The sequence below is a fragment of the Serpentinimonas sp. SMBJO2 genome, assembly GCF_056341105.1.
The window spans coordinates 1526209-1549428 of the sequence record NZ_CP150628.1 but is presented as its reverse complement, the minus strand read 5'-3'; the positions used below and the strand labels follow the sequence as shown (position 1 = coordinate 1549428).

The window sequence follows — 23220 nt, the reverse complement described above, 5'->3', positions numbered from 1 at the left end:
GATTTTGTGAGATAATCTGCGCTGTAGTGGTTTCACCCAAGCGAACATGCCGCAGTTTCAGGTACGTCAATCGGCCCAGCACACGCTGACCTCTTACTCCGGTCTGGCCCTGATTGGGCAGTGTTGCGAGGCGGCGCAAGTCGATCTGGTGGTCGACCCGCAGTTGCCGGTGTCGCAGGGCATGAAGACCTCCGACATGGTCAAGGCCCTGACCGGCTTGCTCAGCCTGGGCAAGAGCGACTTTGAAGCCATAGAGCCGTTTCGGGGCGATCGCTTCTTCAAGCAAGCCCTGGGCCTGTCCAAAGTACCCAGCAGCGTCTGGATGCGCCAGCGCCTCGATGTCAAGGCCGAAGCCTTGCGCGAGCTGCTCGACGAGCTCAGCACGCGGCTGCTCGAGCGCACGCAGGCACCCATCACGCCCCACAAGGGCTTTGTGCGCTTTGAGGTCGACACCTTTGTCATGAACAACAGCGACAGCAAGAAAGAGCACGTCAGCCGCACCTACCAGGGTGTGGATGGCTACTGCCCGATTGCCGGCTACCTGGGCAACGAAGGCTGGAACGTCGGGCTCGAGCTGCGTGCGGGCAGCCACCATTCGGCGCTCGATACCGAGTACTTCTACGAGCGCGCCTTTGCCCGGCTGCAGCGCTTGGTGCCCAGCGCTCAGGCGCTCCTGATGGTCGAAGACAGCGGCTTTGACAGCGCGCGCCTGCTGCTGGCCAAGCTCGCCCAGCGCCAGCGCTGGATGGCGCAGGATCGGGTGCTGGAGTTCATTTGCAAGTGGAACCCCAGACGCCAGGACAAGGCCGCCTGGGTGGCGCAGGCCGAACAAGCGGGGGCGTTTGAGCAACTGCGCGCGGGCAAGCGCGTGGCCGTGCTCGATCTGACGCGCGAGCGCGCCTGGGGCCAGGACAGGCGTGCGCTGCGGCTGATTGTGCGCGTCACCGAGCGCACCATAGACCGCAAGGGCCAGCATCTGCTCATGCCGCAGATCGAACTCGAAGGCTGGTGGACGAGCCTGACGCTGGCGCCCGAGGCGGTGATCGAGCACTACCGCTACCACGGCGCGCACGAGCAGTTTCACTCCGAGATCAAGTCCGACCTGGATCTGGAGCGCCTGCCCTCGGGCAAGTTTGCCACCAACGATGCCTTGTTGCACCTGGGTGCCTTTGCCTACAACTGCCTGCGCCTGATCGGGCAGTTGGGGCTCACGGGCGAGCTTGCTCCCATACGCCACCCAGCCAAGCGCCGGCGCATCAAGACGGTGTTGCAGGAGGTGATGTACCGCGCGGCCCGGTTTGTGGCGCACGCGCGCCGCCTGGTGCTGGACTTTGGCTGCACCTTTGCCGACCATGTGCGCGTGTTTGCCGCGCTGCAGCAGCGGCTGCTGCGCGCTGCCAGCCCTTGAGCGGCACACCGAGCCGCATCGAACCGTTCTGAGGCTGCGCGCAAACGCGCCAGCAAGGAGCAGACACGTCTGTACGCGCGCAGGTGCCCCCAAACTGGGCGTATCTGGGCAGTTTGGGGCTGTATTGGGCAGCAAAAATCCACCCGTGTGATGCCGTTTGCTCAAAAAGTGAGCGGGCAGACGCGCTGCGCTGGGCTCAGGGGGAGGCAGGATCATGCTGCTTGGCCTGGAAGGAGGGGGTGGCTGGGTGGGGGCACGGATTCAGGATACAAGCAAGCAGGCTCTCTGCAGAAGGCTCTAGCAAGGAAAGTTAGCATATCCCCCATCGGGGAACTGCGGGACCCCGGCTTCAAGGGGTAGCGCATATGATCGGCCGCATCATAGAGGTGGCCGATGACCGGCGTCACCTGTCCATGCACCGAGGCTTCATGGTAGTTCAGGGCACCGAGGGTGAACGCAAAGAGCTTGGGCAGGTACCTCTGGACGACATTGCCGCCGTCATCGCCAACGCGCATGGTCTGAGCTACACGAACAACCTACTGGTGGCCTTGGCAGAACGCGGCAGCCCCTTTGTGCTCTGTGCAGCAAACCACAACGCTGTGGGCATGCTGCTGCCCATCGAAGGCAATTTCGAGCAGGCGCGCCGAATCGAGGCACAAATCACGGTCAGCCTGCCAACCCGCAAGCGGTTGTGGGCGGCCATTGTTCGTGCCAAGCTCGAACAACAAGCCGCCGCACTGCAAGCAGCCGCAGCTCCCAGCGCGCCGCTTTCAACCCTAGCAAGCAAGGTCAGGAGTGGCGACCCGGACAACCTGGAGGCCCAGGGAGCGCGTCGATACTGGACCTTGCTGTTCGGCCCAGAGTTTCGCCGTGACCAGAACGCCCCAGGTACCAACGCTATGCTCAACTACGGATACACCGTCCTTCGTGCAACCACAGCGCGCGCCTTGATTGCTGCGGGCCTGCACCCCAGTATCGGCTTGCACCACAGCCACGACAACAACGCCATGCGGTTGGTTGACGATGTGATGGAGCCCTTCAGACCCGTCATCGACCTCAAGGTCTGGCAGCTTAGGCGCAACCACCAAGATCAAGTTACCCCTGACACCAAGCGTGCTTTGGTGCGCACGCTGTACGACGACATGCAAAGTGATACAGGCGCCACACCTGTCATGGTGTGCGTGCAAAAGCTTGCAACCTCGCTGGCCATGGTCTATCTGGGTCAACGTGACAAACTCGACCTACCACTGCCCGGTCTGCCTTTGGCGCTCGCGTCTGCCCTGCATGGCGAATGAAGCCATGAACCTCATGCTGACAGGATACCGGCTGATGTGGATGGTGGTAATGTTCGACCTGCCTGTGATAGAGAAGGTCGAACGCAAGGCGGCAACCGAGTTCAGAAATACTCTGCTGGACATGGGGTTCGAGATGAGCCAGTTCAGCGTGTACATGCGTTCTTGCACCAGCCCAGCGCAAGTAGACACCTACTGCAAACGGGTCGAAGCTGCCCTGCCACAAGGCGGCAGGGTAAGCATCTTGCAGTTTACTGACAAGCAGTACGAGCGCATCATCAGCTTTCATGGTCAGGCGAAGCAGCCAGCCCCAAAAACACCCGATCAGTTCGATCTTTTCTGAGTTAAGCGATGTTTTTCAAGCCCAAAAAACTGGCAAAACCACTGACAAGTCAACGAGTTACCGAAAACGGAGTCTACACGATTGGGATATGAGCTCTGGCCGGAACTGGCGAGCTCATAACATCATCGCCGCCGCCAGTCTACACGATTGGGATATGAGCTCTGGCCGGAACTCGGTGTTCAACACATCGTGCCGATGATGGAGTCTACACGATTGGGATATGAGCTCTGGCCGGAACCTGCGCCACCATTCCCGGCGTGTCCTTCCAAGTCTACACGATTGGGATATGAGCTCTGGCCGGAACCTTGGGCAGGTGCATGTAGCCCGGCCCAGGAGTCTACACGATTGGGATATGAGCTCTGGCCGGAACCTGCGCTTGATGCTGCGCCAGCGCCTGCACAGTCTACACGATTGGGATATGAGCTCTGGCCGGAACCTGATTTCCATGCTCACCTCTGCGGTGATAAGTCTACACGATTGGGATATGAGCTCTGGCCGGAACCATGCGGGCATACTCGGTCAGGTGTTCGACAGTCTACACGATTGGGATATGAGCTCTGGCCGGAACCACGGCCCAGCCGTCACGGGTTTTCAGTGGAGTCTACACGATTGGGATATGAGCTCTGGCCGGAACGCTTGATGCGCTTAGGCCGATGCCGTCTTGAGTCTACACGATTGGGATATGAGCTCTGGCCGGAACGATATGTCCAGGCGGGCGCGGCCACCGTGGAGTCTACACGATTGGGATATGAGCTCTGGCCGGAACGTGCCGGTCTTCGAAACCGTCGCGCGGGGAAGTCTACACGATTGGGATATGAGCTCTGGCCGGAACTCAGCGTATGTCACGCCAGCTCCCCCGCCTAGTCTACACGATTGGGATATGAGCTCTGGCCGGAACCTGCTTGGAGCGTATATTGGACGCGGCAGGAGTCTACACGATTGGGATATGAGCTCTGGCCGGAACCGTGACGAAAAAGACTTGAATTATCGTAACAGTCTACACGATTGGGATATGAGCTCTGGCCGGAACGGAGATGCTGGATGCGTGGGCGCAAATGACAGTCTACACGATTGGGATATGAGCTCTGGCCGGAACATGGCAATCAGACGCAGGTCATTCATTGCAAGTCTACACGATTGGGATATGAGCTCTGGCCGGAACACCACGAGTTGGCGCGCAGGGCCGAAGACTAGTCTACACGATTGGGATATGAGCTCTGGCCGGAACCCTACGGGCCTTGGGTAGCCTTCAGCCCGTAGTCTACACGATTGGGATATGAGCTCTGGCCGGAACACCGAAGCCGCGCGTGCGACCGAAGCCGCTAGTCTACACGATTGGGATATGAGCTCTGGCCGGAACCACGCGCTGGACCCGCAGTTGAAGGTGAAAAGTCTACACGATTGGGATATGAGCTCTGGCCGGAACTCAAAAGTCGGCTTGGGCTGGAGCTTGAACAGTCTACACGATTGGGATATGAGCTCTGGCCGGAACCTCCACGGTCTGCACGGCGCGCTTGGGGTGAGTCTACACGATTGGGATATGAGCTCTGGCCGGAACAGCGCGAAGGTGCCGATGCGCTGGTGCGCGAGTCTACACGATTGGGATATGAGCTCTGGCCGGAACTTGAGCGCCTTGCTGGCAGCAAAGTCGATCAGTCTACACGATTGGGATATGAGCTCTGGCCGGAACCACAGGCATCGAGCGCAGCCCGGCAGCGCTAGTCTACACGATTGGGATATGATCTCTGGCCGGAACCTCCATCCGTGTTGAAGTGTACGTGCCGGGAGTCTACACGATTGGGATATGAGCTCTGGCCGGAACTGGTCAGGCGCTTCGCGCAAGCGAAAAACAAGTCTACACGATTGGGATATGAGCTCTGGCCGGAACCGAAACGTCATCCCATTGGCCCGCATCAGGAGTCTACACGATTGGGATATGAGCTCTGGCCGGAACGAGGCCCGGGCGCTGGAGATCGAGCGCCGGAGTCTACACGATTGGGATATGAGCTCTGGCCGGAACTGAAGCCAGGTCGCTATACCAGTCGGCAAAGTCTACACGATTGGGATATGAGCTCTGGCCGGAACGTACCCCAAAACCTGAACGCCGCCTGCCAAAGTCTACACGATTGGGATATGAGCTCTGGCCGGAACGCACAACAGCGACGAGCCTATTGGCGTTTGAGTCTACACGATTGGGATATGAGCTCTGGCCGGAACTCTGCCCTGCACCAGCCATGTGGCCGCATAAGTCTACACGATTGGGATATGAGCTCTGGCCGGAACCGCCGCGCCGCCCGGCTGCTGGCCGTGCTCAGTCTACACGATTGGGATATGAGCTCTGGCCGGAACATGCGGCAAACACCGGCTCGAGCAGGCTGTAGTCTACACGATTGGGATATGAGCTCTGGCCGGAACTCGATTGCGGCTAGGCTTTGAATCGCCAAGAGTCTACACGATTGGGATATGAGCTCTGGCCGGAACATGAGTGACTGGCTTAGCAGTTTGGTTTAGAGTCTACACGATTGGGATATGAGCTCTGGCCGGAACTGCGCCATGTCTGTCCTGTGCACACCCAGGGAGTCTACACGATTGGGATATGAGCTCTGGCCGGAACGTGCCAGCCGTCCAGCACCTGGCCCTCGAAAGTCTACACGATTGGGATATGAGCTCTGGCCGGAACCTGCAGTGCATCGTGTACTGGAGGCAGGCAAGTCTACACGATTGGGATATGAGCTCTGGCCGGAACAGCGCTGGGGCTTGACCATCGACTATGGCCAGTCTACACGATTGGGATATGAGCTCTGGCCGGAACCAAGCGGCTGTTTCGTGTCTGCTCGAGGAAGTCTACACGATTGGGATATGAGCTCTGGCCGGAACCACGTCGCACAGATCGCCGTCGCTCCCGTCAGTCTACACGATTGGGATATGAGCTCTGGCCGGAACATTCGTGCGAGCGGGAATGTTTCGAGTATTAGTCTACACGATTGGGATATGAGCTCTGGCCGGAACCAGCCCTCGCAGACAAAAACCGGCTCGCCCAGTCTACACGATTGGGATATGAGCTCTGGCCGGAACGTGCGCATCATCGCCACCTGGGCACCGGCGAGTCTACACGATTGGGATATGAGCTCTGGCCGGAACACAGAAGGCGGCCACACGGTGGCGACCCAGAGTCTACACGATTGGGATATGAGCTCTGGCCGGAACTTGAACTGATAAATCCTGTTCTTCACCATTAGTCTACACGATTGGGATATGAGCTCTGGCCGGAACGCATCCTCGACCGCCATGAACGCGGTGGCAAGTCTACACGATTGGGATATGAGCTCTGGCCGGAACCACGCACGGCTGCGCGTGACGGGCAGCCTGAGTCTACACGATTGGGATATGAGCTCTGGCCGGAACGCGCTTGCACGTCGGGTCGAGCCAATGGCCAGTCTACACGATTGGGATATGAGCTCTGGCCGGAACCAGCGTTGTGGTAGACGTCCGCATCTGCTCCAGTCTACACGATTGGGATATGAGCTCTGGCCGGAACCGAATCAGCCAGCCGATGTTGGTGCGCGTCAGTCTACACGATTGGGATATGAGCTCTGGCCGGAACGATCTCGCCCAGGTGGAGCCGGCGCCGACCAGTCTACACGATTGGGATATGAGCTCTGGCCGGAACCCGCCACGCCGGTGCCACGGGCCTTGAGCAAGTCTATACAATCGTCCGGGATGGGACAATTAGGCAGCGCAGCCTCATGGGCCATGCTCCCGCTGCTCCCATTCGGTGCGCATGGCGGAAAATTCAGCTTGCAATTGCTCGCGTTCAACCTGAGGGAAGCAGTTGCGTGCTGCCCTGGCAAGAGTCAGGATATCAGTGACGGTCTTTTGGTCGTTTTCATCGTACATCACGATTACCTTGGCGCGTGAAGCATGAGCGGGCAGCTTGTCGCTGTGCAGCACCAGCCGGTGATCGACAATGGGTGCTTCAATTTCAATCGCTTGCATAAGTTGCTCCTTGGTCAAACATACCACGGGGTTTGACTGTCCATGACAACGCCAATTTCCGCATCATAAAGCGTATCCACATCCTGTGCAAAGATGCCGGATCGAGTCTCACGCACTTCGCCCGTCTCTTGCAATCGCAGGACATTGCGGCGCTGCAGGTTGACGCTGGCTCTGTTCAGGCAAGATGTGGACGAATGACCTGACACGTCTCAAGATCCCATCCATAAGCGCAGCAGTGAATGACTTTACAAATCATGACGTTAAGCGCGTAACCCGTACTACATCAACCTCTTGCTTGAACAGAGCCTTGACGCTGTAGCGCTGGAGCTTTCTCATCAGCCAGCGCTCGGGGCCATCCTTTTCGATGGCGTGAATCGCCCCTGCCGTGGAATGGTTGCGCGGCCCCGGCACGAACAACTCCACGGGATCGTAGCCGCTCTCGCGCCGGATCATCGATTGAAACTGCGGCGCATACTTGCCCAAGTCCTGCCACAGCCCGGCAAGCCGGGCCCAGTCTGCACCGAGATGGTTCGCGCATCTAGTGTGGTGTTGCGCGCTTGAGGGGACAAATAAAACCGATGGATTTTTGGCCCTGCTTAGGCGCAAACCACAGCCATAGTGCCACTATGGCGCGGATTTGCAACGACAGCAGGGACGAAAAGGCGCGGTTTTATGTTCCAGATAGCGCGCAACGCCACACTAGCGGCCAGCTCAGAGACGCCCCGCAAGTGCTGCGGCAGGCCATGCGGCTGCAGCGAACCCGACGCGTCGGTACACACATGCGCCAAAAACCGGCTGTTTTGCCGGAACCAAATGGTGCAGGCTCAATATGCCGGGTGCCAGTCTACACGATTGGGATATGAGCTCTGGCCGGAACCGTGCTGCACGCAGTACGCGCGCAAGCGCTAGCCGACAAGTTGCAAGATTAAATGGGTCACTCCCCCTTGGCATCACTGCGGGTGATGAGAATACGGATCAATTCAGGTTCACTGTCTACATCAAAATGGCAACACAAAGCATCGCGCAACTGTTCACAGAGGCTTGACAAAGTATCGGCCTCGGTGAAGATGTCAGCACCCACTGCCCTGGCAGAAAAACCGCCTTCTGCAGCTTTTTCAACGATGAAGTGGATTTCGGGCATTGTTATAGACCAGACAAGCGGTATCATTGGACAGTAGCTTCGCGCCGGATCATCGATTGAAACTGCGGCGCATACTTGCCTAGGTCGTGCCACAGCCCGGCCAGCCGGGCCCAGTCTGCGCCGTACGGGCGCGCGCGTGCAGCAGCCAGCTCAGCAACACCGCGCAAATGCTGCGGCAGGCCGTGCGGCAGCAGAAGACCCGACGCGTCGGTACACACATGCGCCAAAAACCGGCTGCTTTGCTCACAATCGTTCATCGAAGCCCCCTTGAGGGCGCATCATACGCCGGTGCGCCTACCGGTGCATGTCAAGCAAGTTGTCGCCTCATTCATGCAGCCAGGGGCTGATTGGGTTCGTGTTCGAGCTGTTTGACGACGGCATCGGCCCGCCATGGCCGCCATCGGCGAGGTGCCGGTCGAAAGCACCCAGCGGCGCTTTGTCAGCTCCACCGCGCCCGACGGCAGCCGCTGGGAGCGCAACAGCGAAGCCACCCTGGCGGCGCTGCTGCGCAGCACCAAGGGCTCCCCCGCTCACGCGGGGATTGACCGCGGCCGCCCCTGCGCGCGCATGATGCGCGCCGGGTAGCGCCCCGACTGGTCAAGACAGGCGCTTTGTGATACAGTGAATGCACGTATCTAAACCGGAGGTTTTGACATGGCCACTTCGATTCGCCTCGCTCCTGAAACGGAGCAAAGGCTTGACTACCTCGCCTCTCACACCGGGCGCACAAAGGCGTATTACTTGCGCGAAATCATCGAGCGGGGCATCGAGGAAATGGAGGACTACTACCTTGCTGCTGGCGTTCTTGAGCGTGTCCGCAAGGGGCAGGAACAGATGCATTCTGCGGCTGACGTGAGGAGAGACCTTGGCCTGGACGATTGATTACACCGACACGGCCAAAGCACAGCTTTGCCGGCTCGACAAGCAAACGGCGCGGTGCATCGTGGACTACATGGATGAGCGCATCGCCGGACTTGAGGACCCGCGCAGCACGGGCAAGCCCTTGACCGGCCCCCTTGGCGGGCTTTGGCGCTACCGGGTGGGGGACTGCTGCGTGATTTGTGACATTCAGGACGGCGCTTTGCGCGTGCTGGTGGTGCAGGTTGACAACCGGCGCGAGATTTACCGATAGCGCTCAGTTTGACTCCCCCGCTCACGCGGGGGTTGACCCCACGCGCTCACCGGCATTTCCACCGCCACCTCGGCTCCCCCGCTCACGCGGGGATAGTTTTGTCCAACGAGGTATGAGCCTGAAGTGGCGATCAGGGTCGATCATTTTCCACATGGTGATCGACATGAACGACTCTGCCCTGGGCACCATTGTCCGATGCCAATTGTCCTGATCCTGGGTGAAGCACCAGGATCATGACAGTTTGGTGGGTATAATAACCACCATGAACAGCAAGCAAGTCATCAAGCTGCTAGAAGCTGAGGGCTGGATGCTGGCCCGGGTCAAAGGTTCGCACCACCAGTTCAGGCACGCCAACAAGCCCGGACTGGTCACCGTCAGGCATCCGGACGGGGACATCCCGAAGGGAACGCTGAACAGCATCAAAAAGCAAGCGGGCTGGAAATGAACAGGAGTCATACCGTGCGATACCCTGTAGTTCTGCATAGCGACGACGGCACCCGTTGGGGTGTCACCGTGCCCGATCTTCCGGGCTGCTTCTCTGCTGGCGACAGCATGGACGAGGCGCTGGAAAGCGTGGTTGAAGCCATTGATCTGCACCTCGAAGGCATCACCGAGGACGGTGGCGATGTGCCCGTTCCCCATCCCGTGGGCAAGCATCGCACCAATCCCGACTTCGAAGGCGGCATCTGGGCGCTTGTCGAGATCGACACCAGCAAGTACGACGGCCGGGCAGAGAAGATCAACATCACCATCCCCCGGCGCATCCTCGCCAAGGTCGATGACTATGCCAAGTCTCACGGACTGACCCGCTCCGGTTTTCTCGTTCAGGCTGCGGAACGTGCAATTCGCTGAACGTGGAGTTTTCATGGCATCGATCGGCGGCCTTGCTCTGAGGTCAATCCCTGCGTATGCGGGGGGAGCATGAGCAAATCAGGCTGTGCCAGACAGCGGCTAGGTTGCGCGCGCGCAATCTGCGCCAGCGGCTGAGCGCGGCTCAGGCCGGGCCCGCCGCGTTATCCGCTTCGATGCCCCACTTGGCCAGCGCCGCGTCGTCGCTGGCGCGCGCATCGACCCAGCGCGCACCGGCGGCGCTGTGCTCTTTTTTCCAGAACGGCGCCTGGGTCTTGAGGTAGTCCATGAGGAACTCGCAGGCGGCAAAGGCCTGGCCGCGGTGCGCCGCCGTCACCGCCACCAGCACGATCTGCTCGCCCAAGCCCAGCCGCCCCACGCGGTGCAGCACGCGCGCGCCCAAAATCTCGAAGCGCTGCTGCGCCTGCTCGATCATCGCCTCGATGGCGCGCTCGGTCATGCCGGGGTAGTGCTCGAGCTCCATGAAAGCCTGGGGTAGCGTCGGCGAAGCAGCCGCCGGCCCCGCGCCAGCGCCCAGCGTGGGGGCCCATTCCCTGACCAAACCCACGAAGGCGCACGCGGCGCCCACCCGCGTGTCGGCGGCGTGCAGGGCGGCCACTTCGGTGCTCAGGTCGAAATCCTCGGTCTGGATGCGCACCCGGGGCTGTGTGGTGGCAGGCTGCGGCTCCACCCTCAGCCCCCCGTCACCGGAGGGAAGAAGGCCACTTCGTCGCCGTCCTTGAGCGCGGCGGATTCCGCCACCATCGCCTGGTTGAGCGCCGCGCGCACCGCGCGCCCACGCGCCAACGCCTCGGCATGGACGCCACCGCGTGCGATCAGCTCGTCGCGCAAGTCGGCCACCGTGGCCGCTGCGGTGCACAGCCGCAACTCTGTGGTGCCCAGCGCTTCGCGCAGGGCTGCAAAAAACCGGATCTGGATGGTGTGCATGGCTGGATTGGGCGCGCCCAAGGCGCCGGGCAAGGCTGCAACTGACCATTGTAGCGGCGCAAAATAGCGGCTACACTGCCGCCGTGAGCCTCACCGAAGCCGACCTCCATCTGCTGCAAGCCTTGTTGCGCTCGCAGCGCCTGGCCGCGCTGGCCACCCTGCACCGGGGTGAACCTGCGGTTTCGATGGTGCCTTTTGTGCTGCTGCCACCATGCGGCAGCGCGGTGGTGCATGTGAGCCGGTTGGCCACCCACACCAAAGACATGCTCGAGCAACCCGCCGTGGCGCTGCTGTTCGTGGCCGAAGCGCAGGTGGCCGAAACACAGGCGCAGGAACCGCAGCAGCCGGGTGGCGCACCACAGGATGCCCATAACCCGCTGGCCCGGCCGCGCCTGAGCCTCAAGGGCCGCGCCCTGCCCTGCCTGCCCGAGTCGCCGCGCTACGCCGCCGCCCGCGCCGCCTACCTCGAGCGGCTGCCCGAGGCGCGCGAGCTGTTCGAGTTTCCAGACTTTGCGCTGTTTGCAATCGAACCGGTGTCGGCGCGCTTTGTAGCCGGCTTTGGCCGCGCCCACTCGCTCACCGCCGAACGCTGGCGCGCCGTGCTGGCGGCATAGCGCGCCGTGCGGGCGGTAGGCCTTGCCGATCAAGCACCCCACTCTGATCTATACAAGGCTCAAGCCAGCAGCCGCTGACGCGCCTGCGCGTACTCGCGCTTGATCTGCGCCACCCGCTCGGCGGCAGGCAGCACGCGGTCGATCGCGCCGATGCCTTGGCCGCAGCCCCAGATGTCTTTCCAGGCCTTGGCGGCGGCACCGCCGAAGTTCATCGCGCTCGGGTCGCTCTCGGGCAGGTGGTCGGGGTCGAGCCCGGCGGCCACGATCGAGGCCTTGAGGTAGTTGCCGTGTACGCCGGTGAACAGGTTGCTGTAGACGATGTCGTCCGAATTGCTGTCAACCACGCACTGCTTGTATGCGGCGCTGGCGCGCGCTTCGTCGGTGGCGATGAAGGCCGAGCCGATGTAGGCAAAATCAGCCCCCATGGCCTGCGCCGCCAGCACCGCGCTGCCGCTGGCGATGGCGCCCGAGAGCGCCAGCGGGCCATTGAACCACTGGCGGATTTCTTGCACCAGCGCAAACGGGCTTTTCACGCCCGCGTGCCCACCGGCCCCGGCGGCCACCGCCACCAGCCCGTCGGCACCCTTTTCGATCGCCTTGTGCGCAAAGGCGTTGTTGATGATGTCGTGCAGCACCACCCCGCCCCAGCTGTGCACGGCCTGGTTGAGGTCGGCGCGCGCGCCCAAGCTGGTGATGACGATCGGCACCCGGTACTTGGCGCACAGCGCCAGATCGGCCTCGAGCCGGTCGTTGCTCTTGTGCACGATCTGGTTGATGGCAAATGGGGCGGCCGGTTGTTCGGGGTGCGCACGGTCGTGCGCCGCCAGCGCCTCGGTGATTTCGGCCAGCCATTCGTCGAGCTGCGACGCCGGGCGCGCGTTGAGCGCCGGCATGGAACCGACGATGCCGGCGCAGCACTGCGCGATCACCAGCTTGGGGTTGCTGATGATGAACAGCGGCGCACCGATGACCGGGAATGGCACGCGCTGCAAGGCACCCGGCAGCGGCGATTGGCGGGTGGGGTCGGGGTGGGAAGCGGTGTTGGACATGCAATGGGGCTCGTCGGTCGTGTCTGGTCGGTCGTCAATCAAAAGGCGTCGGGGCTGATCTCGGTCACGGCGGCGTGGCCGGCGACGATGCCGTCGCGCTGGCTACCGGCGCGGCTGAGCAGGTGGTCGGCGTAAAAGCGCGCGGTCAGGACCTTGGTGCGCATGAATTCGGCCTCGCGCCCCGCAGCCAGCTCGCGCTCGGCCACCAGCAGCGCACGCGCCAGTTGCCAGCCGGCCACCAGGTTGCCGCCCAGCATCAGGTAGGGCACGCTGCCGGCAAACACCGCGTTCGGGTTGCCCTTGGCGTGTTCGAGCACAAAGGCCACCACGTCCAGAAATGCCAGCCGCGCCGCCTGCAGCCGCTGTCGCACCGCCAGCGCGTGGGCGCTGCCGCTGGCTTGCAGCTCGGCCTCGGTGGCCTCGATCTGCGCCGCCACGGCGCGCGCCGTGCGGCCGCCATCGCGCAGCGTCTTGCGGCCCACCAGGTCGTTGGCCTGGATCGCCGTCGTGCCCTCGTAGATGGTGAGGATGCGCGCGTCACGGTAGTACTGCGCGGCCCCGGTTTCTTCGATGAAACCCATGCCGCCGTGCACCTGCACGCCCAGCGAGGCCACTTCGATCCCCATCTCGGTGCTGTAGCCCTTGACCAGCGGCACCAGAAACTCGTAAAAGCTGGCGTTTTGCGCGCGCGCGGCGTCCTCGGGGTGGTGGTGCGCGCCGTCGTAGGCGGCTGCGGCCACGCTGGCCATGGCGCGGCAGCCCTCGGTACAGGCGCGCATGGTGAGCAGCATGCGCTTGACGTCGGGGTGTACGACGATGGGCGCGGCTTGGGCCGAACTGCCATCCACCGGGCGGCTTTGCAGGCGCTCGCGCGCGTAGCCGACCGCCTTTTGGTAGGCGCGCTCGGCCACCGCAATGCCCTGCAGCCCGACGGCAAAGCGGGCCGCGTTCATCATGATGAACATGTACTCGAGCCCGCGGTTGGCCTGGCCCACCAGGTAGCCCTCGGCACCGCCGTGGTCGCCAAACTGCAGCACCGCCGTCGGGCTGGCCTTGATGCCCAGCTTATGCTCGATGCTGACGCAGCGCACGTCATTGCGCGCCCCAGGCTTGCCTTCGGCGTCGAGCACAAATTTGGGCACGATGAACAGGCTGATGCCCTTCACACCCTCGGGCGCGCCGGGGATGCGCGCCAGCACCAGGTGCACGATGTTCGGCGTGTAGTCGTGCTCGCCGTAGGTGATGAAAATCTTGGTGCCAAACACCTTGTAGCTGCCGTCGGCCTGCGGCTCGGCGCGGCTGCGCACCAGCGCCAGATCCGAACCCGCCTGCGGCTCGGTCAGGCACATGGTGCCGGTCCATTCACCGGCAATCATGGGCGGCAAATAAAGCCGCTGCTGCTGCTCGGTGCCCGCCGTCAGCAGGGCCTCGATGGCGCCGTCGGTGAGCAGCGGGCACAGGGCAAAGCTCAGGTTGGCGGAATTGAACATCTCCACGCACGCCGCCCCAATGCTTTTGGGCAAGCCCTGGCCGCCAAACTGCACCGGGTGCTGCAAACCCTGCCAGCCGCCCTCGGCAAACTGCCGAAAGGCCTGCCTGAAGCCCGGCGTGGTGCTGACCTTGCCATCGTGGTACGACGACGGATACCTGTCGCCCTCCCAGTTCAGGGGCGCGATCACCTCCTGGTTCAGGCGCGCGCATTCTTCCAGCACGGCCTGCGCCGTCTCCAGCCCGGCGTCTTCGAAACCGGGCAGGCGCGCCACCTGCTCGAGCCCGGCGAGGTGCTGCAGATTGAACATCAGGTCTTTGACGGGGGCGACATAGCTCATTTTTTAGTCTCCGTTTAACAGCAGATGGGCACCGTTGACGCCATGTTGAAGGCAGATACAAAAAAGGCATCGAAACCGATGCCCTTGGCCGAGCGCGCTTACAGCGCCTTGACCAGCTCCGGCAGCGCCTGGAACAAATCGGCCTCGAGCGCGTAGTCGGCCACGGCAAAGATCGGCGACTCCGGGTCTTTGTTGATGGCCACGATCACTTTCGAGTCCTTCATGCCCGCCAAATGCTGGATCGCGCCCGAGATACCGACCGCGATGTAGAGCTGCGGCGCCACGATCTTGCCCGTCTGGCCGACCTGCAAATCGTTGGGCGCATAGCCGGCATCGACGGCGGCGCGGCTGGCGCCGATGGCGGCACCGAGCTTGTCGGCCAGCGGCGTGAGCAGGGCATTGAACTGCTCGGCGCTGCCCAGCGCCCGGCCACCGCTGACGATCACCTTGGCCGCCGACAGCTCGGGGCGGTCGTTTTGCGCCAGTTCGCTGCCCACGAAGGTGCTCAGCCCGCTGTCGGCCACGGCCGCCACGGCCTCGATGGTGGCGCTGCCACCCGTGGCAGGCGCAGCGTCAAAACCGGTGCCGCGCACCGTGAGCACTTTCACGGCGTCGGTGCTTTGCACCGTGGCCACCGCGTTGCCGGCGTAGATCGGGCGCTCGAAGGTGTCGGGGGCCAGCACCTTGGTGATTTCGCTCACCTGCGCCACGTCGAGCAGGGCGGCTGCGCGCGGGGCCACGCTCTTGCCGCTGGCGGTGGCGGCAAACACGATGTGGCTGTAGCCCGCAGCCAGCGCCAGCACCTGGGCCGCCAGGTTTTCGGCCAAGCCGTGCGCCAGCGCGGGGCCGTCGGCGTGCAGCACCTTGGCCACCCCGGCAATCTGGGCTGCGGCTTGGGCGGCAGCGGCGGCGTTGTGGCCGGCAACCAATACGTGCACCTCGGAGCAGCAGGCGGCAGCGGCGCTGACGGCGTTGCGCGTTGCGCCCTTGAGTGTGGCGTGGTCGTGTTCGGCAATGACGAGTGCGGTCATGGGGTCGGTCTCCTGTTCAGATCACTTTGGCTTCGTTGCGCAGCTTGTCCACCAGTTCGGCCACGTTGCCGACCTTGATGCCGGCCTTGCGCGCCGCCGGTTCGGCCACCTTCAGGGTTTTGAGGCGCGGCGTGGTGTCCACCCCCAGATCGGCTGGTGTCAGCGTGTCGAGCGGCTTTTTCTTGGCCTTCATGATGTTGGGCAGCGTCACGTAGCGCGGCTCGTTGAGGCGCAGATCGGTGCTCACCAGCGCCGGCAGGCTCAGGCTCAGGGTCTCGAGCCCGCCATCGACCTCGCGCGTCACGCGCACCCGGCCATCCACCAGCTCGACCTTGGAGGCAAAGGTGGCTTGGGGCAGCTTGGCCAGCGCCGCCAGCATCTGGCCGGTCTGGTTGGCGTCGTCGTCGATCGCCTGCTTGCCCAAAATCACCAGACCCGGCTGCTCGCGCGCCACCAGCGCCGCCAGCAGCTTGGCCACCGCCAGCGGCTGCAGCTCGTCATCGGTCTGCACCAAAATGCCGCGATCGGCCCCGATCGCCATGGCCGTGCGCAGCGTTTCGGTGCACTGCGTCACACCGCACGACACCGCCACCACCTCGGTGGCCACGCCTTTTTCTTTCAGGCGCACCGCTTCCTCGATGGCGATCTCATCGAAGGGGTTCATGCTCATCTTGACGTTGGCGATATCGACACCGCTGCCGTCGGCCTTGACGCGCACCTTGACGTTGTAGTCCACCACGCGCTTGACCGGGACCAGAATTTTCATGCCTTGCTCCTGTGTGATTGAGTGTAAAACCGCGCGCCCACCAGCGCCCGCTGCCCACTGGGGGCGCCAGCGCCGTCACTTGACGTTAACGTAAACGTCAACATTGTACGCACGCAAAAAAAACGAACGACCGTTCTTTTTTGCGGCATTATAGAGCGGTTCGTGGCCGTGATGTCAAGCGATTGACCCTGCGCGTGAGATGCCTTGCCTCGCCAGCCCTTGTGCAGCGCATCATGACCTATGCGAGCGTCTGCGCTGCGGGCCTGCACGGGGCCTGTCGATGTGGATACAGCAGCGCAGAGGGCACGCGCAAGCGTTATGTACCGTGGTATATTACGCCTCGGGCATAGCGGACCGGCCGTCTCGCCCGCCTCTGCAAGCCCCAACCTGCAAACCCTCCCCAGCAACCCCCACCATTGGCCCCAACCGGACCCAAGCCAGTACCCATGCGCGCCCTCCTCTGCCGTCTGTTTTGCGTACTGGGCATTATGGCCGCCAGCGCCGGCGCGCACGCCGGGCAGATCACGGTCTCGGCGGCTGCCAGCCTGACCAACGCCTTCAACGACATCGGGCGCGCCTTCATGGCGCAGCAATCGGAAGTGCGGGTGGCGTTCAACTTTGGCGCTTCGGGGGCGCTGCTGCAGCAGATCGACCGCGGCGCGCCGGTGGATGTGTTTGCCAGCGCCGACGAGTTCACCATGGACTTGGCGCAGCAGCGCGGCCTGATCGTGGCCGCGCAGCGGCGCGATTTCACGCGCAACCTGCTGGTGCTGGCGGTGCCGGCCGACAGCCGCCTGCACCTGAGCGGCCTGCCCAACTTGACCCAAGCCGCCGTGCGCCGGGTGGCGATCGGCAACCCCGACAGCGTGCCAGTGGGGCGCTACACCCAGCGCGCGCTCGAGGCCGCTGGGCTCTGGCCGGCGGTGTCGAGCAAGGCGATTTTTACCCTCAACGTGCGCCAGTCGCTCAACTACGTGTCGCGCAGCGAGGTCGAGGCCGCCTTCGTCTATGCCACCGACGCCGCGCTCATGCCCGATCGGGTGCGGGTGGCGTTCCAGGTGCCCACCAGCACGCCCATCACCTACCCGATTGCGCCCACGGTGCGCGGCGCCAGCTCGGCCAACGCCGCCGCGGTGCAGCGCTTCATCGCCTTTGTGCTCTCGCCTGCAGGCCAAGCGATTCTGCAGCGCCACGGCTTTCTGCAACCCTGAGCGCGGCGCAGCGCCCACACCTGCGGCCCCATGGAAGCGCTCGACGACGTTTGGATCGTGTTGCGCCTGTCGCTCAAGGTGGCGCTGTGGGCCACGGCGATCACGCTGGTGCTGGGCGTGGCGCTGGGCTGGTTGCTGGCGCGCAAGCGCTTTGTCGGGCGCGAGCTGCTCGACACCCTGTGCACCCTGCCGATGGTGCTGCCGCCCACGGTGCTGGGCTACTACCTGCTGGTGCTGGTGGGCAGCCGTGGCCCCATAGGCGCGTGGCTGTATGAACACTTTGGCATCAACCTGATTTTTACCTGGCAAGGCGCGGTGCTGGCGGCGGCGATCGTGACCTTTCCGCTGGTGTTCAAGCCGGCGCGGGCCGCCTTCGAGGCCGTTGAGGGCCAGTATGAGCAGGCCGCACGCGTGCTGGGTGTGTCGGAATGGGCGCTGTTTTTGCGCGTCACGCTGCCGCTGGCGTGGCGCGGCATCATGGCCGGGCTGCTGCTGGCTTTTGCGCGCGCGCTGGGCGAGTTTGGCGCCACGCTGATGATCGCCGGCAACATTCCGGGTCAAACCCAGACGCTGTCGATAGCGGTCTATGAGGCCGTGCAGGCCGGGCAAGACGACGTGGCCCACGTGCTGGCAGCGATCACCTCCATCGTCTGCATTGCGGTGCTGCTGTCGGCCACGCGCCTGATGCCGGGGCGCGTCGCGCACCACCAGAACTGAGCCCGCCATGCTGCTCGACTTTCATCTGCGCAACCGGCTGCAATCGGGCACGCGCGTGTTCACGCTCGACGTGCAGCTCAAGTCGCAGGCGCAGCGCCTGGTGATTGCCGGGCCGTCGGGATCGGGCAAGAGCCAGACCCTGAAGGCGATTGCCGGCTTGGTGCGCCCGCAATCCGGCCACGTGCGCATCGACGGCCAGACCCTGTACGACGCCGCCAGCGGCGTTTTCTTGCCGCCGCAAGCGCGCCGGCTGGCCTATGTGTTTCAGGATTACGCCTTGTTTGCGCACCTGACGGTACGCCAGAACATCGCGTTTGCGCTCGCCCGTGGCTGGCTGAACCCGCGCCGGCGGGCGCGCCATCCGGCGGTGGAGTATTGGATCGAGGCTTTTGATCTCGGTGCCCTGGCGCACCAGTACCCGCACGAGCTCTCGGGCGGGCAGCGCCAGCGCACCGCGCTGGCGCGCGCGCTGGTGGCCGAACCGCGCGCCTTGCTGCTCGACGAGCCCTTTGCCGCGCTCGACGCCGACCTGCGCCAGACCATGCGCGCCGAACTCGACGCGTTGCAGCGCCGCCTGCAAGTGCCGATGGTGCTCATTACCCACGACCCGCAAGACGTGGCCCTGTTTGGCGACGAGGTGCTGCGCCTGCACGAGGGCCGATCGGGCAGCGCCCCATGAGCCCGCGCAAGCCAGGCGCCGAGCGCGCCGCGCCCAGTCGGCGCACCCAAGGCGCGGCACCGGCGCTGCCTGACCCCACCGCCCCGCTGCAACTTCAGGGGCTGGTGTGGATGACGGCGGGCGAGCGCAACTTCGGCGGCCCCGGCCGCATCGCCTTGCTCGAATACATTGGCACCTGGGGCTCGATCACGCGCGCAGCCAAGGCGGCGCAGCTGAGCTACAAGGCCGCCTGGGACGCCATCGACACCATGAACACCCTGGCCGGCGAGCCGCTGGTGCAGCGCCTGACCGGCGGCAAGGGCGGTGGCGGCACCCGCCTGACGCCGCGGGGCCTGCAACTGGTGACCAACTACCGCCGCCTCGAGGCCGAGCACCGGCGCTTTGTCGAACACCTGAGCCGCCAGGCCTGCGGCATGGCCGACGACTACCTGCTTTTGCGGAGCATGACCATGAAAACCAGCGCGCGCAATCAGTTTCTGGGGCGCGTGGCGCGCATCGTCACAGGGGCCGTCAACGACCTGATCGAACTCGACATCGGCGCCCCCCAGCCCTTGGTCGCGCTGCTCACGCGCGAGAGCACGCAAAGCCTGGGGTTGCAGATCGGGACCGAGGCCTTTGCGCTCATCGAGGCCTCCTCCATCATCCTGATGTGCCCTGACGACGCCGCCGCCGACAGCGACGGCGCCGCTGCCAAGCCCAGCCGGGCGCGTTTTTCGGCCCGCAACTGCCTGAGTGGCACGATCATGCGCATCACACCCGGCGCCGTGAACGCCGAAGTGGTGCTGCAACTGTCTGGCAGCGCCAGCCTGGCGGCCATCATCACGCAGCAGAGCTGCAGCGACATGCAGCTCGCCGTCGGCCAGCGCGTCAGTGCCCTGTTCAAGGCCTCGAGTGTGATCGTGGGCGTGAACGACTGATCAGCGCGGCGCCGTCGCCAGGGGCGCTGGCGTACTCGGCAGGTGCAGCACCCGCTGCGGAAAGGGAATGGTGATCCCGTGGCGCTCAAACGCCGCCAAAATGGCGCAGTTGATCGACGAGCGCAGGCGCAGCGGTCCATTTTCGGGATCTTCGATCCAGTAGCCCAGGGTGAACTCGAGCCCATCGGGGCCAAAAGCCGACAGAAACGCGCCCGGACCAGGGTCGCTCAACACCCGGCTCTGGGTTTGGGCCGCTTCGCACAGCAGGCGCGAGACGAGATCCACATCGCTGCCATAAGCCACGCTGACCACGGTCGATTGCCAGACCTTGGGGTCGGCCAGCGACAGGTTTTCCACCCGGTTGGTGAGCAAGATCTCGTTGGGCACGATCGATTCGCGCCCGGCCAAGCTGCGAATCACGGTGAAGCGCGCCTTGATGTCGGTGATGCGGCCCTCGAAGTTATCCACCCGGATCATGTCGCCGATGCGCATGGAGCGTTCGGTCAGGATGACGAAACCGCTGACGTAGTTGGCCGCCAAGCGCTGCAGGCCAAAACCGATGCCGACCCCGATGGCGCCGCCCAGCACCCCGAGCGCCGTCAGGTTGATACCCGCCGACGACAGGGCCACAATCAGCCCGACGAACAGCAGCAGCGCCCGAATGGCGTTGGCCCCCGCCTTGCGCAGCGACAGCGATTCGCCGCCCTGCACCTGATGCAGCAGCCGCGCTTCGATGGCCGACGAAATCCACAGCACCACGATCAACACCAGCGCTGCGCTCAGCGCCCCTTCGATCAGGGTGCGCACCGAAACCGTGCTGCCGCCCAAGGTCCAGGTGATCTGGTCGAGCTCGTGCAGCACCATGGGCAGCAGACCGCTGACCCACAGCACCAGCATCAGCCACACGCCCCACGACACCGTGCGTTCGATCGGAACCAGCCAGCGCGCCTGCGCAAACGCGACTTGCAACACCCGCACCGTGACCCGAATCAGCACCAGCGCCAGCAGCACCGGCAGGGCGATCTGAAACAAGGCCAAGGGCTGAAAGCGCATCAGCGCCACCGAGCCGGCATAGGCAAAAAGCAGCCACAGCAGCGGGAACAAGACGCCGTCGATCAGACGCCGTCCGAACCAGACCGAACCCTTGGCCTGATCGGGGCTGGGGTCGGGCACACCCATCGAGCGGCTGGCACGCCGCAACAACCAGACCGCACACAGCGCCAGCAGCAGGGCCACCAGCAGGCACAGCAACTCCAGCAGCACATTGTTTTGCTGGAACGCCCCGATCCAGACAAAAAAGCCCACCGGCTCGGGCACCGGGGTGGCAGGGGCGGCAAGCGCCGGGTTGATTGCTGCGCTCAAACTCACCAACCAGGTACTCACAGATCGGCCAGCACGCGAATGTGCGCTTCCACGCTGCGCGCCAGTGCGCTCAGGTTGTAGCCGCCCTCGAGCACGCTCACGATGCGGCCCTGCGCGTGCCTGTCGGCCACGGCCCGCAGGCGCTGTGTGATCCAGACGTAGTCTTGCTCCACCAGCCCGAGCTGACCCATGTCGTCTTCGCGGTGGGCATCGAAGCCGGCGCTGATGAAGATCATCTCGGGCCGGTGCGCCTCCAGGCGCGGCATCCAGAACGCTGTCGATCAGCTCGCGCACCTCGCTGCCGCGCGTGTAGGCGGGCACCGGCAGGTTGACCAGATTATCGGCCTCGGCGTGCGGCCACTCGGGGTAGAACGGGTGCTGGTAGTAGCTGCACATGAGGATGCGCGGGTCGCCGGCGACAATTTCCTCGGTGCCGTTGCCGTGGTGCACGTCGAAGTCGATCACCGCCACGCGCTGCAGGCCGTGGCGCTCGAGCGCGTACTTGGCCGCCAGCGCCACGTGGTTGAAGATGCAAAAGCCCATGGCGCGGTCGCGGCAGGCGTGGTGCCCGGGCGGGCGCACGGCGCAAAAGGCGTTTTGCAGCTCGCCGGCCAGCACTGCGTCGGTGGCGTTGAGCGCCGCGCCCGCGCCCAGCAGCGCCGCTTCGTAGGTGTGCAGGTTGATGGAGGTGTCGGGGTCGAGCTGCACCCGGCCCGGGCCGCCGGCGCGCACTTCCTCGCGCAGCTCGTCGGTCATGCCGCGCAGCGACGCCACGTACATGCGCGAATGCGCGAGTTCGAGCTCCGCCTGCGAGGCTGGGCTGGGGTCGCGGCGCTCGAGCGCGTCGGCCAGCCCAGTGATGAGCAGGCGGTCTTCGATCGCGCCCAGGCGCTCCGGGCATTCGGGGTGGCCCGGGCCCATGTCGTGCTTGCGGCAGGCGGGGTGGGTGTAGTAACCGGTCGGTTTCATCCTTGTCTCCATTTTCCGTTATCGTAGCCACCATGCACGAACCCCAATCCCTCGTCGCGCCGCTGCTGCGCCAACTCGAAACGGTCATCGTGGGCAAAGCCGGCGTCATCCGCGACGCCGTCACCTGCCTGCTTGCCGGTGGACACCTGCTGATCGAAGACTTGCCCGGCGTCGGCAAAACCACGCTGGCCCACGCGTTGGCGCACAGCTTCGGGCTGCAGTTCTCACGGGTACAGTTTACTTCGGACTTGATGCCGAGCGATTTGATGGGCGTTTCGGTGTTCGAGCGCGAGCGCGCCGAGTTTGTGTTCCACCCGGGTCCGCTGTTTGCCCAGGTGCTGCTGGCCGACGAGATCAACCGCGCCAGCCCCAAGACCCAAAGCGCGCTGCTCGAGGCCATGGAAGAAAAGCAGGTTTCGGTCGAGGGCGCGACGCGGCCGCTGCCGCAGCCCTTTTTTGTGATCGCCACCCAGAATCCGCACGACCAGTTGGGCACGCACGCGCTGCCCGAATCGCAGCTGGACCGCTTTTTGATGCGCCTGCGTCTGGGCTACCCCAGCCGCCCGGCCGAGCGCCTGCTGCTGCGCGGCCAAGACCGGCGCGAGCTGCTCGACACCCTGCCCGCCCTGCTCGACAGCGCCGGCCTGGCCCGGCTTCAGGCGCAGGTGCAGGCGGTGGCCCTGAGCGATGCGGTGCTCGACTACCTGCAAGACCTGCTGGAGGCCAGCCGCAACGGGCGCTGGTTTGCCCAGGGCCTGAGCCCGCGCGCTGGACTGGCGATCTTGCGCGCCGCCCAAGCGCGTGCGCTGCTGGAGGGGCGCAGCTACGTCGCTGCCGACGATGTCGCCGCCATCTTGCCGCAAACCGCAGCGCACCGGCTGCAGCCGCTGGGCAGCTCCGGGCGCGGCGCCTTCGAGCAGGTGCAGGCCATGATCGAGGCCACGGCGCTGCGCTGAGGGGCCTGGAG

The 23220-nt window shown here is 64.1% G+C and carries 25 protein-coding genes, 1 pseudogene and 1 CRISPR repeat array; of the genes and pseudogenes, 14 read left to right on the top strand and 12 right to left on the bottom strand.

Going from position 1 to position 23220, the window contains the following annotated elements; all coding sequences use genetic code 11:
* Positions 1 to 46 precede the first annotated feature (46 nt).
* The 3 genes from AAAZ40_RS07210 (at position 47) to cas2 (ending at position 3043) form a co-directional block, all read left to right on the top strand.
* Entirely contained in the window at positions 47 to 1408 is a 1362-nt protein-coding gene (locus AAAZ40_RS07210; RefSeq protein ID WP_476659730.1) for an IS1380 family transposase, read from the top strand.
* A gap of 365 nt (positions 1409 to 1773) precedes the next feature.
* Entirely contained in the window at positions 1774 to 2703 is a 930-nt protein-coding gene (gene cas1, locus AAAZ40_RS07205) for a type II CRISPR-associated endonuclease Cas1 (protein ID WP_476659729.1), read from the top strand.
* A gap of 4 nt (positions 2704 to 2707) precedes the next feature.
* Positions 2708 to 3043, top strand: coding sequence for a CRISPR-associated endonuclease Cas2 (gene cas2 / locus AAAZ40_RS07200; protein ID WP_476659728.1), 336 nt, complete (start codon positions 2708 to 2710; stop codon positions 3041 to 3043).
* Positions 3044 to 3113: 70 nt separating this feature from the next.
* Positions 3114 to 6713: direct repeats of the CRISPR family, unit length 36 nt; unit sequence AGTCTACACGATTGGGATATGAGCTCTGGCCGGAAC.
* A 74-nt stretch (positions 6714 to 6787) separates the two neighbouring features.
* Here cas2 and AAAZ40_RS07195 read toward each other — a convergent pair.
* From AAAZ40_RS07195 to AAAZ40_RS07180, 4 genes are all read right to left on the bottom strand, one after another.
* Positions 6788 to 7039: a hypothetical protein gene (locus tag AAAZ40_RS07195; protein ID WP_476659727.1), complete on the bottom strand. Its 252-nt coding sequence runs from the start codon at positions 7037 to 7039 to the stop codon at positions 6788 to 6790.
* A gap of 252 nt (positions 7040 to 7291) precedes the next feature.
* A complete protein-coding gene (locus AAAZ40_RS07190; protein WP_476659726.1) occupies positions 7292 to 7492 on the bottom strand; it encodes a hypothetical protein in 201 nt (66 codons plus the stop codon).
* Between the two features lie 481 nt (positions 7493 to 7973).
* A complete protein-coding gene (locus AAAZ40_RS07185; RefSeq protein ID WP_476659725.1) occupies positions 7974 to 8180 on the bottom strand; it encodes a hypothetical protein in 207 nt (68 codons plus the stop codon).
* A 23-nt stretch (positions 8181 to 8203) separates the two neighbouring features.
* On the bottom strand, positions 8204 to 8437 hold the full coding sequence (locus tag AAAZ40_RS07180) for an HD domain-containing protein (RefSeq protein ID WP_476659724.1): 234 nt from the start codon (positions 8435 to 8437) through the stop codon (positions 8204 to 8206).
* Between the two features lie 133 nt (positions 8438 to 8570).
* Here AAAZ40_RS07180 and AAAZ40_RS07175 point away from each other — a divergent pair, with 133 nt between their 5' ends.
* The 5 genes from AAAZ40_RS07175 to AAAZ40_RS07155 all read left to right on the top strand — a co-directional run bounded on the left by AAAZ40_RS07175 (position 8571) and on the right by AAAZ40_RS07155 (position 10164).
* Positions 8571 to 8765, top strand: coding sequence for a hypothetical protein (locus AAAZ40_RS07175; protein ID WP_476659723.1), 195 nt, complete (start codon positions 8571 to 8573; stop codon positions 8763 to 8765).
* Between the two features lie 69 nt (positions 8766 to 8834).
* Complete coding sequence (gene relB / locus AAAZ40_RS07170; protein ID WP_476659722.1) at positions 8835 to 9062, top strand: type II toxin-antitoxin system RelB family antitoxin; 228 nt, start codon at positions 8835 to 8837, stop codon at positions 9060 to 9062.
* Positions 9046 to 9312: a type II toxin-antitoxin system RelE family toxin gene (locus AAAZ40_RS07165; RefSeq protein WP_476659721.1), complete on the top strand. Its 267-nt coding sequence runs from the start codon at positions 9046 to 9048 to the stop codon at positions 9310 to 9312. Before relB ends, AAAZ40_RS07165 begins: the two co-directional genes overlap by 17 nt.
* Before the next feature lie 262 nt (positions 9313 to 9574).
* A complete protein-coding gene (locus AAAZ40_RS07160; RefSeq protein ID WP_476659720.1) occupies positions 9575 to 9757 on the top strand; it encodes a type II toxin-antitoxin system HicA family toxin in 183 nt (60 codons plus the stop codon).
* 14 nt (positions 9758 to 9771) lie between these two features.
* A complete protein-coding gene (locus tag AAAZ40_RS07155) occupies positions 9772 to 10164 on the top strand; it encodes a type II toxin-antitoxin system HicB family antitoxin (RefSeq protein ID WP_476659719.1) in 393 nt (130 codons plus the stop codon).
* A gap of 142 nt (positions 10165 to 10306) precedes the next feature.
* On the opposite strand, the gene AAAZ40_RS07150 is transcribed toward AAAZ40_RS07155, so the two are convergent.
* Positions 10307 to 10852 carry a molybdenum cofactor biosynthesis protein MoaE gene (locus tag AAAZ40_RS07150; RefSeq protein WP_476659718.1) on the bottom strand — a complete coding sequence of 182 codons (546 nt, stop codon included), beginning with the start codon at positions 10850 to 10852 and terminating at the stop codon, positions 10307 to 10309.
* 2 nt (positions 10853 to 10854) lie between these two features.
* Positions 10855 to 11109: a molybdopterin converting factor subunit 1 gene (moaD, locus tag AAAZ40_RS07145; protein WP_476659717.1), complete on the bottom strand. Its 255-nt coding sequence runs from the start codon at positions 11107 to 11109 to the stop codon at positions 10855 to 10857.
* A gap of 83 nt (positions 11110 to 11192) precedes the next feature.
* On the opposite strand from moaD, the gene AAAZ40_RS07140 reads away from it, so the two are divergent.
* Entirely contained in the window at positions 11193 to 11723 is a 531-nt protein-coding gene (locus AAAZ40_RS07140) for a pyridoxamine 5'-phosphate oxidase family protein (RefSeq protein WP_476659716.1), read from the top strand.
* Positions 11724 to 11782: 59 nt separating this feature from the next.
* Here the strand turns inward: AAAZ40_RS07140 and AAAZ40_RS07135 are convergent, their stop codons facing one another.
* From AAAZ40_RS07135 to AAAZ40_RS07120, 4 genes are all read right to left on the bottom strand, one after another.
* Positions 11783 to 12772: an NAD(P)H-dependent flavin oxidoreductase gene (locus AAAZ40_RS07135; protein ID WP_476659715.1), complete on the bottom strand. Its 990-nt coding sequence runs from the start codon at positions 12770 to 12772 to the stop codon at positions 11783 to 11785.
* A gap of 38 nt (positions 12773 to 12810) precedes the next feature.
* The gene (locus tag AAAZ40_RS07130) at positions 12811 to 14601 is read right to left on the bottom strand and encodes an acyl-CoA dehydrogenase (RefSeq protein WP_476659714.1); all 1791 of its coding nucleotides are present in this window, start codon (positions 14599 to 14601) and stop codon (positions 12811 to 12813) included.
* Positions 14602 to 14699: 98 nt separating this feature from the next.
* The gene (locus AAAZ40_RS07125) at positions 14700 to 15632 is read right to left on the bottom strand and encodes an electron transfer flavoprotein subunit alpha/FixB family protein (RefSeq protein ID WP_476659713.1); all 933 of its coding nucleotides are present in this window, start codon (positions 15630 to 15632) and stop codon (positions 14700 to 14702) included.
* A 16-nt stretch (positions 15633 to 15648) separates the two neighbouring features.
* The gene (locus AAAZ40_RS07120) at positions 15649 to 16398 is read right to left on the bottom strand and encodes an electron transfer flavoprotein subunit beta/FixA family protein (protein ID WP_476659712.1); all 750 of its coding nucleotides are present in this window, start codon (positions 16396 to 16398) and stop codon (positions 15649 to 15651) included.
* 446 nt (positions 16399 to 16844) lie between these two features.
* Between AAAZ40_RS07120 and modA the strand changes: the two genes are divergently transcribed.
* The 4 genes from modA to AAAZ40_RS07100 all read left to right on the top strand — a co-directional run bounded on the left by modA (position 16845) and on the right by AAAZ40_RS07100 (position 19922).
* On the top strand, positions 16845 to 17609 hold the full coding sequence (gene modA / locus AAAZ40_RS07115; protein WP_476659711.1) for a molybdate ABC transporter substrate-binding protein: 765 nt from the start codon (positions 16845 to 16847) through the stop codon (positions 17607 to 17609).
* 30 nt (positions 17610 to 17639) lie between these two features.
* Complete coding sequence (gene modB / locus AAAZ40_RS07110; RefSeq protein WP_476659710.1) at positions 17640 to 18326, top strand: molybdate ABC transporter permease subunit; 687 nt, start codon at positions 17640 to 17642, stop codon at positions 18324 to 18326.
* A 7-nt stretch (positions 18327 to 18333) separates the two neighbouring features.
* Positions 18334 to 19005 (top strand): ABC transporter ATP-binding protein, encoded by a 672-nt coding sequence (locus AAAZ40_RS07105; protein WP_476659709.1) that lies wholly within the window; start codon positions 18334 to 18336, stop codon positions 19003 to 19005.
* Between the two features lie 110 nt (positions 19006 to 19115).
* Complete coding sequence (locus tag AAAZ40_RS07100; RefSeq protein WP_476661710.1) at positions 19116 to 19922, top strand: TOBE domain-containing protein; 807 nt, start codon at positions 19116 to 19118, stop codon at positions 19920 to 19922.
* Here AAAZ40_RS07100 and AAAZ40_RS07095 read toward each other — a convergent pair whose 3' ends face one another.
* Together AAAZ40_RS07095 and AAAZ40_RS07090 are read right to left on the bottom strand one after the other, a co-directional pair.
* Positions 19923 to 20786 (bottom strand): mechanosensitive ion channel family protein, encoded by an 864-nt coding sequence (locus tag AAAZ40_RS07095; RefSeq protein ID WP_476661709.1) that lies wholly within the window; start codon positions 20784 to 20786, stop codon positions 19923 to 19925.
* A gap of 515 nt (positions 20787 to 21301) precedes the next feature.
* Positions 21302 to 22253 (bottom strand): annotated as a pseudogene (locus AAAZ40_RS07090) (histone deacetylase family protein).
* 32 nt (positions 22254 to 22285) lie between these two features.
* On the opposite strand from AAAZ40_RS07090, the gene AAAZ40_RS07085 reads away from it, so the two are divergent.
* On the top strand, positions 22286 to 23209 hold the full coding sequence (locus AAAZ40_RS07085) for an AAA family ATPase (protein ID WP_476659708.1): 924 nt from the start codon (positions 22286 to 22288) through the stop codon (positions 23207 to 23209).
* Positions 23210 to 23220: the final 11 nt, after the last annotated feature.